Source organism: Promicromonospora sp. NPDC059942 (assembly GCF_042731755.1).
In the GTDB taxonomy this organism is placed as follows: Bacteria; Actinomycetota; Actinomycetes; order Actinomycetales; family Cellulomonadaceae; genus Promicromonospora.
In genome coordinates this window covers 32,486-42,140 of the sequence record NZ_JBHWLR010000018.1, presented here as the reverse complement: position 1 = coordinate 42,140, position 9,655 = coordinate 32,486, and the positions used below count along the sequence as shown (strand labels likewise).

At 71.8% G+C, this 9,655-nt stretch carries 9 protein-coding genes; 1 reads left to right on the top strand and 8 read right to left on the bottom strand.

Features of this window, described 5'->3' with window-relative positions; translation table 11 throughout:
* Positions 1 to 142: 142 nt before the first annotated feature.
* From nagB to ACFV9Q_RS23620, 6 genes are all read right to left on the bottom strand, one after another.
* On the bottom strand, positions 143 to 922 hold the full coding sequence (nagB, locus tag ACFV9Q_RS23645; protein WP_377236436.1) for a glucosamine-6-phosphate deaminase: 780 nt from the start codon (positions 920 to 922) through the stop codon (positions 143 to 145).
* Positions 922 to 1,932 (bottom strand): ROK family protein, encoded by a 1,011-nt coding sequence (locus ACFV9Q_RS23640; RefSeq protein WP_377236435.1) that lies wholly within the window; start codon positions 1,930 to 1,932, stop codon positions 922 to 924. Before ACFV9Q_RS23640 ends, nagB begins: the two co-directional genes overlap by 1 nt.
* A gap of 65 nt (positions 1,933 to 1,997) precedes the next feature.
* Positions 1,998 to 2,852 (bottom strand): carbohydrate ABC transporter permease, encoded by an 855-nt coding sequence (locus ACFV9Q_RS23635; protein WP_377236434.1) that lies wholly within the window; start codon positions 2,850 to 2,852, stop codon positions 1,998 to 2,000.
* A complete protein-coding gene (locus ACFV9Q_RS23630; protein ID WP_377231587.1) occupies positions 2,849 to 3,799 on the bottom strand; it encodes a carbohydrate ABC transporter permease in 951 nt (316 codons plus the stop codon). The genes ACFV9Q_RS23635 and ACFV9Q_RS23630 overlap by 4 nt, the downstream gene beginning before the upstream one ends.
* 136 nt (positions 3,800 to 3,935) lie before the next feature.
* Positions 3,936 to 5,228 (bottom strand): extracellular solute-binding protein, encoded by a 1,293-nt coding sequence (locus ACFV9Q_RS23625; RefSeq protein WP_377236433.1) that lies wholly within the window; start codon positions 5,226 to 5,228, stop codon positions 3,936 to 3,938.
* A gap of 90 nt (positions 5,229 to 5,318) precedes the next feature.
* Entirely contained in the window at positions 5,319 to 6,473 is a 1,155-nt protein-coding gene (locus ACFV9Q_RS23620; protein WP_377231585.1) for an ROK family protein, read from the bottom strand.
* Positions 6,474 to 6,781: 308 nt separating this feature from the next.
* On the opposite strand from ACFV9Q_RS23620, the gene ACFV9Q_RS23615 reads away from it, so the two are divergent.
* A complete protein-coding gene (locus ACFV9Q_RS23615; RefSeq protein WP_377236432.1) occupies positions 6,782 to 7,756 on the top strand; it encodes a DUF4349 domain-containing protein in 975 nt (324 codons plus the stop codon).
* A 93-nt stretch (positions 7,757 to 7,849) separates the two neighbouring features.
* On the opposite strand, the gene ACFV9Q_RS23610 is transcribed toward ACFV9Q_RS23615, so the two are convergent.
* Together ACFV9Q_RS23610 and ACFV9Q_RS23605 are read right to left on the bottom strand one after the other, a co-directional pair.
* Complete coding sequence (locus ACFV9Q_RS23610) at positions 7,850 to 8,254, bottom strand: RidA family protein (protein WP_377236431.1); 405 nt, start codon at positions 8,252 to 8,254, stop codon at positions 7,850 to 7,852.
* 32 nt (positions 8,255 to 8,286) lie between these two features.
* A complete protein-coding gene (locus ACFV9Q_RS23605; protein WP_377236430.1) occupies positions 8,287 to 9,504 on the bottom strand; it encodes an alanine racemase in 1,218 nt (405 codons plus the stop codon).
* Positions 9,505 to 9,655 lie beyond the last annotated feature (151 nt).

The following is a 9,655-nucleotide window of genomic DNA, read 5'->3' as shown; positions in this document are numbered from 1 at the left end:
CCCCACCCACTTACTCCCCCCCCCTCCCCCCCCCTTTCCTCCCCACCCCCCCCCCTCCCCCACCCCCCCCCCCCTCCCTTTCCGCCCCCCCACCCCCCTGGTCCCCCCCCCCCCCCCGACACGTGGCTACAGACCCTGCAGCCTAAAGACCCTGCCAGTCGGGCTTGTCGGCGTAGGTCTGCCGGTAGTAGTCACCGAGCTGCAGCCTGGAGGCCGCGGCGTCGTCGACCAGCACGGTGGCGTGCGGGTGCAGCTGCATGATCGTGGCGGGCCACATCGCCGAGACGGGGCCCTCCACGAGCTGGTGCACGGCCTCGGCCTTGGCCCGCCCGGACGCGAGCAGCACCAGGTGCCGCGCCGACATGATCGTCGCCAGGCCCTGCGTGAGGCAGTGCCGCGGCACGTCGTCGACGGAGCCGCCGAAGAACCGGGCGTTGTCCTCCCGGGTCTGCTTCGTCAGGGTCTTGATCCGGGTGCGGGAGGCGAGCGAGGAGCCGGGCTCGTTGAACGCGATGTGCCCGTCCGTGCCGATCCCCAGGAGCTGCAGGTCCACGCCCCCGGCGTCCGTGATCGCCTGCTCGTACGCGGCGCACGCCGCGGGCAGGTCCTCCGCGAGGCCGTCGGGTCCCTGCACGGCCCCGGCCGGCAGGTCGACGCGGGAGGCGAACTCCTTCTCGATCACGTTGCGGTACCGCTCGGGGTGGTCCGCGCTCAGGCCGACGTACTCGTCGAGCATGAACGCCCGGGCCCGCGCGAACGAGAGCCCCTCCTTGTGCCGGGTGGCCAGCTCGTCGTACACGGCCAGCGGCGAAGAGCCCGTGGCCAGGCCCAGCACCGTCTCCGGGTTGGCGCGCAGCAGACCCTCCACGGCGTCCGCCGCCAGCCTCGCCAGCTCAGCCGCCGGCGCGATCACGACCTCCATCAGCTCCTCCTCCCCAGCACCGCGGCGCCCACCGCCGCGACCGGAACGTGCGTCGGCGCCAGCCTGACCCGGTCCGCGAGCTTCAGCGACCCGAGGAACGACGACACCTTGGCCTGCTCGCGCAGCGCGTCCTGCACCGCGTCCAGCAGCTCGGTGCCGAGCAGCGCGACGCCGCCCCCGAGCACGACGTGCCGGACGTCGGTGGCGAGCACCAGCAGGCGCACGGCGGACGCCGTCGCGGACGCGAACCGGTCCTTGACCACGATCGCCTCCTCGTCGCCGGCCCGCGCCGCCTCGAACAGCTCCACCGGGGCGGGCTTGCCGTACCGCGACGGCCACGCCGCCTCCAGCGCCTTGCCCGACGCGAACCGCTCCAGGCAGCCGCGCTGACCGCACGGGCACTCCGGCCCGAGCGGGTCCACCGGGATGTGCCCGATCTCGCCCGCCGCGCCGCTCGCGCCGCGGCGCAGCTCGCCGTCCAGCACCAGGCCGGACGCGAGGCCCGTGCCCAGGGCGAGGAACGCGAGGTCCTCGTGCTCCGGCGCCCCGCCGGTCCCGCCCGCCGGGCTCTCCGAGCGCTCCAGCACGTGCGCGGCGCCGACGGCGGCCACGTTGAGGTCGTTCTCGACCACCACCGGCACGCCGCCCAGGGCCAGGGAGAGCAGGTCGGCGAGCGGCAGCTCGTCGTCGTGCACCCCCAGGTTGACCGCGTGCTTCACGGTGCCGGAGACGTGGTCGACGATGCCGGGGATGCCCAGCCCGACGCCGATCACTGCCGCGAGCTCCACCCCGCCGGACTCCACCACGTCCCGCACCGCCTGCGCCGCGCCGGCGACCAGGCCCTCGGCGCCGTGCACCGTGGAGCGGCGCACCGTGGCGACCACCTCGCCCGCCGGGTCGAGGAGCGCACCGAGGATCTTGGTGCCGCCGATGTCGAGGCCGACCGTGTACTCGGGCGCGCTCCCGCTCACCGACCGGGCGCCACCCTCCCGCTTGCCGACCTTTCCCATCCCGACCTTTCGCTTGCTCGACCTACCCGTGGAACTGCCACTGCCGGACTTCCGCCGACCGCCCATCAGCCCTTCACCGCGCCGGAGACCAGCCCGCCGGTCATCCGGCCCTGCACGATCAGGAAGAAGATCACCGCGGGGATGGCGATGAGCACCGACGCGGCCATCACCGCACCCCAGTTGGTGGCCTGCGTGGCCTGCACGAACGTCCGCAGCCAGAGCGGGAGGGTCATCGCGTCGGGCCGCTGCATGATCACCAGCGCCATGACGAACTCGTTCCACGCCTGGATGAAGGCGAACACGCCGGTGGCCACCAGGCCCGGCGCGAGCAGCGGGAACGTGACCCGCCAGAACGCGCCCACCCGGGAGCACCCGTCGATCATGGCAGCCTCCTCCAGCTCCTTGGGTACACCGTTGACGAATCCGCGCAGCGTCCAGATGGTGAACGGCAGCACACCGGCGGCATACACGATGGTCAGGCCGATGATGGTGTTCAGGAGCTGCCAGCCGTCGACGATCCGGAACATCGAGATGATCATCGCCTCTCCCGGGATCATCTGGACGACCAGGATCAGCAGGATGAACGTCCGGCGGCCCTTGAACTGGAACCGGGTCAGGGCCAGCGCCGCGACGAAGCCCACGACCAGGGTGATGACGAGCGTCAGGAAAGTGGCCCCGATGGAGTTCGCCACGGCCGGCGGGAAGGGTGCACGCACCTGGCCGAACATCGCCGAGCGGTAGTTGTCCAGGGTGAACACGTCCGGCGTCGGGAAGAACGCCAGGTTCTCGCCGCGGATCCGGTTGTTCGGCAGGAACGACGTACTGACCATCCAGTACACGGGGAACGCCGACAGGGCGAAGACGATGACGGCGATGACGCCGTACCCGGTGTCGGCCAGGCGCTTACGGATCTTGATCACTGCTCGTCCTCCCGCAGCGTGCGGCGCACGTAGGGATAGGCGATGGCCAGCATGACGACGACGAAGACGACGCCGATCGCGCTCGCCAGGCCGTAGTGCCCCTGGGCCATGCCCATCTGGTAGATGTAGACGCCGATGGTGTTGGTCAGCTCACGGTCGCCGCCGATGTCCTGCAGCACGAACACCTGGGTGAACAGCTTCAGGTCCCAGATCATCGACAGGACCACGAGCACGGTGATGATGCTGCGCACGTAGGGCACCTGGATGAGCCGGAAGCGCTGGAACGCGCTCGCGCCGTCGAGCTGCGCCGCCTCCATGACCTCCTCCGGGACCTGCGTCAGGCCCGCGTACAGCGTGAACGCGACGAACGGCACCGCGCCCCATACGACGATGCAGGTGAGGATCGTGAAGAACGACAACGGGTTGAGCAGCCAGGAGTAGCCGAACCACCGGTCCCCGGTGAGCGCCGTGAGCAGGTTGTTCACCACGCCGTACTGCGTGTCGAAGATCCAGCCCCACACGGTGGTCGCGGCCAGCGACGGCATGGCCCAGGCCAGCAGCAGGCCCACCGACACCAGGAGCCGCAAGGCCTTGCCGACCCGGATCATCAGCAGCGCCACGAGCATGCCGAGCACCATCGTGATCACCACGAGGACGACCATGAGCACGAAGCTGCGCAGCAGGACGGTCCAGAAACCGTCCACGTCGGTCAGGATCGTCACGTAGTTGTCGAGCCCGACCCACTCGGCGGGCATGCCCATGAGCTGGGCGCGCTCGTACTCCTGGAACGACATCACGACGAGGCGCAGGACGGGGTAGCCCGTCAGCACACCGAGCAGGATCATCGTGGCCGAGAGCATCAGCCACGGCAGGTAGGGGGTCCGGTTCTTCTGCCGGATCTCTTGGTGGGGCGCGGCCACCGGTGGGTCGAGAAGTGTGGAGCTCATGTCCTGTCTTCCTGCGAGGCGCACGACAGCCGCGCTCCGCGTGGGAGCGGCCGACGGCGTCAGACGGGCAGTGGTGTCCCGTCCCGCCCGGGATCCTGAGGTCACCGGGCGGGACGGGAAGTCGTGCTGACGACGATCAGCTGTTGAGGATCGCCTCGATGTCGGCGTCCAGCTTCTCGGCAACCGTCTTCACGTCGTCGCCGGCGGCGATCCGCGAGAAGGCGGTCTGCAGCAGGCTCTGCGACTCGACGTCGGCCCACTTCGGGGAGGCCGGCGTGAGCTTCGCGTTGGCGGCGGCCTCGGCGGCGGCCTTGCCGATCGAGGTCGACTGGTCGACCTTCTCGAAGAGCGAGGTCTTGGCCGGGAACAGGCCGATGCCGGCGAGGATGGACTGGTACTCGTCGCTGAGCAGGATCTCGTAGGCGCTCATCGCGAGGTCGGGGCGGGCCGACTTCTGGGCGATGGCGATGTTCGAGCCACCGGCGAACACCTGCGCGGCGCCGCCGTCCTTGCCCGGCAGGGCCAGGCCCTGAAGGTCCGAGCCGTAGGTGGAGGCGCAGCCCGGCACGCCGTCCGGGTCCTCGGGCTTCTCGGGCGCGTTGATGGACCACTGGATCCAGCTCGGGGCCGAGAGGAAGGCGACCTTGCCCTCGCAGAACGGCACCTGCAGGTCGGTCTCCTGCGCGTCGGACGGGGCGTTGTTGCCCTTCGTCATGATCGTCTGGATCTGCTCCAGGCCGGCGAGACCACCCTCGGAGGAGAAGCCGGCGTCCCACGTGCCGTCCTCGGCCTGCTCGGCGACGTAGCCGCCGTTCTCCCAGATGAAGGGCAGCGCGTTGTACCAGTCCTGACCGGGCCAGTACACGCCCGACAGGTCGTCCGTCTTCAGGTCGACGGCGGTCTCGACGTACTCGTCGAGCGTGGTCGGCACCTTGGTGTCGCCCAGGACCTGCTCGGAGTAGAAGACCACGCGCGAACCCGAGTAGTACGGCAGGGCGTAGTGCTTGCCGTCCCAGTCGCCGGCCTCGACGAAGCCGGGGAGCAGGTCGGAGCCGCCCAGCTTCTCGAACTCGTCCGCGGTGATCTCACGGAAGTAGCCGTTCGAGGTGAACGCGGCAGCCTGCGTGTTGCCGATCTCGACCACGTCGGGGGCGTCCGAGCCGGCCAGCGCCGTCGTGTACTTGTCGACGAGGCCGTCCCAGGCCTGCTCCTCGATCGTGAGGGTGCTGCCCGGGTTCTCCTCCTCGAACGTCTTCTTGAGGTAGTCGCGCGCCTCGGGGGGCGTGTCGGTACCGACGAGCCAGACCCGGACCTCGCCGGGGCCGGTCTCCTCGGGGGCGGCAGCGCCGCCGGCGTTACCGCAGGCGCTGAGCGCGAGCGTCAGGGTGATCGCCGACGCCGCAGCGCCGACGAGACGGTTGTTCTTCACGTGTGGGTTCCTCCCGGGATACGACCGTGTGTCGCGGAACAAAGGGAAAGCTCGATGGGATGCCCACCGCCCACGCGTGCGCACTGATGCTCACGAGACCCCCAGCTGGGCGGAAAGCACGAGGACGGCGGCACCCGCCAGCACCACGTCCTCGTCGAGTGCGGCCATCCGCAGCTGCAGGCCGGTGTTGATGGCCGGCATGGTCCGCTGTCGGATGGTGTCCAGCGCAGCCTCGCGCAGGGGGCCGTCGAGCAGGTCGCGCGGACCGCTCAGCAGCACCTCCGTGAGGTTGAGCGCGCTGACGACCGGGGCGAGGGTCACGCCCAGCACCCGGCCGGCCGACGCCAGGGCGGCGTCGGAATCTTCTGGGCTCTTGTCCGCGACCGCGCGCCGCAGCGCCGGCACGGAGAGCACCGTCTCGAGGCAGCCCACGCGGCCGCACGCGCACGGCTCGCCGTCGTCGACCACGGTGACGTGGCCGATCTCGCCGGCGGCGTCGCGCTGGCCGTGCACCCGCACGCCGTCGACCACCACGCCCGCGCCGACGCCCGCGCCCACGGTGACCACCAGCATGCTGCCGGTCGCCCCGCCGTAGGTGAACTCGCCGAGCGCCGCGGTGTTGGCGTCGTTCGCGACGTGCACGGGCAGGCCCAGGCGCTCGCCCAGGATCTCCGCCAGCGGCACGTCGTACCAGCCGCGGTTGGGCGCCTCGACGACGCGCCCGTCCAGGGTGATGATGCCGGGCGAGCCGACGCCGACGCCGATCACGGGGTGACCGGCCGCCGCGACGAGCCGCCGGACGAACCGGGTGAGCAGGTCGACCAGCTCGTCGCCCGTGCGCCCGTCGATGTCGAGCTGGCGGCGCACCATGATCTCGCCGGTGAGGCTGAGCACCGCGCCGCGCATGTGGCCGTGCTCGGTGAGGTCGACCGCCACGATCTGGTAGGCGTCCGTGCGCAGGCCCACCAGGATCGCGGGCTTGCCCACGCGCTGGCCGGGCCGTGTGCCGAGCTCCTCGACGAGGCCCTCGGTGATGAGCACCGAGACCAGGTCGGAGATCGTGACGCGGGTGAGCGAGGTGGCTCGTGCGAGGTCGGCCCGGGAGGTGGGCCCCTCGTGGAAGAGGTGCTGCAGCACCAGGGACCGGTTGTGCGCCCTGGCGTGCTCGGGAAGCACCTTGGACGTCGCGCGCAGCCGTGCCCCGAGCCCTCGCCCGGTGCCGCTGCGTTCTGTCGCCGTCGCCATGTTTGTTAGTAGACCTCCTTAACAGAGTCCCTGTCCATTGCCCGGTATGACCCGTAACAAGACTGTTACTTGGGTCACGCTGCTCCTGGCGTGGGACACACCCTGTTCGACGTGGACGGATTACTTCACGTGCCTGACGAAACCGAGCCTGCCGCACGCGGGCGCGAGGAGCACGGCGTGACCGGAACGTGATCAAGAACCGCGCATAAGCGATGAAAAATCGGGTCACCGGGCCCACAAGTTCACAAAGGGATCACAGTTCTCAGGTGAGGCGGCTTCCGGCACTTCCTGGCTCCTACGCTCGTCCCATGATGCGCAACCGGTCTGCCCTGGGGGACGCGGGCCCGCCCGCGCGCCGACTCGTCCACGCACTGTTGGCAACAGTCGTCGGGGGCGCGCTCGCCGTGTCCCTGGCAGCATGCTCGGGCGGCGGAGCAGGGGACTCCAGCGGTTCCGAGGCGGCGACCGGCGGCGACGGCGCACGCAGCGAGCTGGCCGCGCCCGACGCCGCGACCGACGCGGCAGCCGGCGCCATCGGCGTCGCCGAGGCCCGCGAGGAGGCCGTCGACCGCGAGCTCATCACCACCGGCAACGCGACCCTCGTGGTGGACGACCCGTTCGGCGCGGCCGAGAAGATCGCCGACCTGGTCGAGGACGCGGGCGGCCGCGTCGAGGCCCGGGACGAGCGGGCCGAGACCGACGACGAGCTGGGCAGCGCGTCGATGACGCTCCGCATCCCCGCGGACCGCGTCTCGGCCACGCTGGACGCGCTCGACGAGCTCGGCGACGTGCGCGACCGCCACGTCGAGACGGTGGACGTGACCGGCACCGCGCAGGACCTCGACGCCCGCATCGAGGCGCTCCGCACCTCGACAGACCGGCTGCGCGAGCTCATGGCCGACGCCGACCGCACCGCCGACCTCATCGAGATCGAGGCCGAGCTGGCGACGCGTCAGGCCGAGCTGGACTCACGGGTGTCCGAGCGGAACCGGCTCTCGGACGAGGTGGCGATGTCCACCCTGCACGTCGAGATCGTCGCGGAGGGCACGCCGGCGGCGCAGGCCCGGCCCGGCGGCTTCGTCGGTGGCCTGTCAGCGGGGTGGAGCGCCCTGGTGAGCACGTTCAACGTGGTGGTCCTCGTGCTCGGCGCGATCACGCCGTGGCTCCTGCTGGCCGGCCTGGTGCTGCTGGTGGTGGTCGGCGTGCGCCGGCAGGTCGCCAGGGCCCGGTCCACCGGCCCGACGCCGCCCGCCGCCGACCCGGAGCCGGCCCCGGCGGACTGACCCCGCCCGGCTCGTCCCCCGGCCCCGCCGACGCACCACGGCCCTGACCCGACGAACCGCATTCGTCGAGTCAGGGCCGTGGTCCGTGCCGGGTCAGTCGGTGATCGCGAGCGCGTCGATCTCCACGAGCATCTCCTCGCGCGGGAGCCCCGTGAACACGGTGGTGCGGCTCGGCAGCACGCCCCCGGGGCAGTGCTTGGTCACGAACTCGCCGTAGGCCTCGTTCATGATTGCGAAGTCCTCGCGCTTGGTGAGGTAGACCCGCAGCATCACGACGTCGTCGAACGTCGCACCGCCGGCCTCGACGATCGCCCGGACGTTCTCGAGCGTGCGGGTGGTCTGGGCGGCGACGTCGCCCAGGTGCACGTACTCGTTCGTCGCCGGGTCCATGGGGCCCTGGCCCGAGACCTGCACGAACGGTCCCTTCCGCACGCCCTGGTGGAAGGTGTGCGCGGGCGCCGGGGCGGCTGGGGTCGAGATGGCGGTCTTCGCGGTCATCTGGTTCTCCTTGCGGGTATCTCGGTGGTGGTTCAGAAGCTGAGGGTGACCTGCTCGGCGACCTCGTCGCCTCGGGTCACCAGGGCGGTGCGGTACTTGTCGAGCGTGGTGCACGGGTGCGAGATGCCGAACCCGACGACGTCGCCGGGCCGGAGGCCGCCGTCGGCCCCGCCGTCCGCCGCCGCGTCGAGGGACAGGTAGGCGTGCTGGTCGTTGAGCGCGGTCACGGTGACGCCGGACAGCTCGCCGGCCTCCCCCAGCCGGCCGTCGGCGTCGGCCGGGCGCACGACGAGCGGCGTCGGCAGGTCGATGTCGAACGAGACGTCGCGGCGGCCCATCCCGCAGATGACCAGCCCGGGCTCGGGAGCGGACAGCACCGACGCCCAGACCGTGATCGCGGGGCGCAGCGGCTCGGCGCCCAGGCGGGTCCACGGGTCGGTGCGCAGGTAGTGGCCGTGGTCGTGGGTCACGTAGGCGCCGGACCGGAGGACGACGCGGGTCGGGACGGGCGCGCCGTCGGCGGCCGTGAGCGGCTCCCCGAGGCGCTGCGTCACGACGTCGGCGAAGGCGCTGCCGCCCGCGCTCAGCACCACGGGCCCGTCGACGAGGTCCGCGACCTGCGCCCCGGCGTCCCGCAGCCCGTCGCACCAGCGGCCGACGGCGGCCAGCTCCTCGGCGCTGGTCCCGCCGGCCACGGGTCCCTCGTAGCCGGCGACGCCGACCAGGCGCAGCCCGGCGTCGTGCACGCGGCGCGCGAGCGCCACGGCGTCGGCCACGGTGCGTACGCCGGTGCGGCCGCCCGGGACGCCGAGCTCGACGAGCACGCCGAGCCGCGCCGCGACCTCGGGCGCGGCACCCGCGAACCCGGCGGCGAGCAGGTCGACGCCGCGCGCGGAGTCGGCGTAGACCCAGACCTCGTCCGCGGAGCCGTCGCCCAGCGCGCTGCGGAGCCAGGCGATCTCGCGGGGGTCCACGAGCTCGTTGGCGAGGAAGGCGCGCCGCCCGGCGCCGGGGAGGCCCCAGCCGAGCGCGGTGCGGAGCTGCGCGGGTGTGGCAACGGTGGCGCCCCACGCGCCGGCGGCGACCTGCCGTTCCCAGATCTGGCGGGACATGTGGGTCTTGACGTGCGGGGCGTGCTCCACGCCCGCGGCGGCGAAGGCGTCCGCGACGGTCGCGATGTTGTGGTCGAGCGCCGGCTCGTCGAGGGTCAGCAGGGGCCAGGAGAACCGGGGGTCGTCGATGCGCAGCACGCCCCCATCTTGCCGTGCGCGCCGAGGTGCCGATGACCTGGTCCGGCCGCCGGGCTGGTCGCCGATCCCCTTCGAGGCCCGGGGTTTTTCTCCTTTCTGTCCCCGCCAAAGGGGGAAGACAGGGGCCGAAAGGGAGCGTTTCGAAACCTCG